General features: G+C 43.8%; 1 protein-coding gene. It reads left to right on the plus strand.

Annotated features, from left to right (window positions below; genetic code table 11):
* Positions 1–67: 67 nt before the first annotated feature.
* The coding region (locus B7364_RS17870) for a hypothetical protein (RefSeq protein WP_157893573.1) at positions 68–705 on the plus strand (638 nt) is incomplete at its 3' end.

Consider the following 705-nt stretch of genomic DNA (forward strand, 5'->3'; position numbering starts at 1 on the left):
ATTCAAATGATTTGGGAATCCAGTTTGTCAACAGAACCTAGATGATCTAACGAGCTATAGAAGTGATATGCAATTATTGCTAACTTACGGCCTCTTTGAATTTAAAATCGAAACAGCTCAAGAGCGGCAACTACATCGTTCTGGTTGGAATGAATTTAATCAACTATGGCCAGTCTTGGAGTCGTCAGAAGTATTATTTCGGGGTGTAGGGGAGCAAGTCAAAATCAACGGGCAGTGGACGAATAAGAGTGACGACGAGCCGCCTCGATCACTAATTGGCATATCCTTTATTTCAGATCCGACTTCTGTTGAGGCTAAAGTAACAAAGTATACCCAAGCTCCGGAAGGTGTCAGTTTTGATGTGCTCAGTATATCAAAAACAGGACAAGCGCTAATTGTACGGGATTTAAAAACCCCAAAACAACGCGAAATTCCAATTTGGTCACCCAACTACTCGGACGGACCCCCCAGTTACTTGGAAACAGCTAAAATTGACAAAAATAACATCGTCTATACGCCTAAAGCGAATTTACCGCGCGTGTCTATGTCAAGTTTTGGCGGTGTTGCAGGAATTTCGGATAATGGGAAGACCATTGTTCTCTACGTAAGTGTGCCGTCAGCAAACCGAAGCGTTCCCGGGATTGAGATATACAGTCAGTCGGAATGTTCCCCGTCAGCACCTATGGCACAGAAATGGGGTTGTGA

Origin of the sequence: Aquidulcibacter paucihalophilus, from assembly GCF_002105465.1 — a bacterium.
Classification (GTDB): Bacteria; Pseudomonadota; Alphaproteobacteria; order Caulobacterales; family Aquidulcibacteraceae; genus Aquidulcibacter; species Aquidulcibacter paucihalophilus.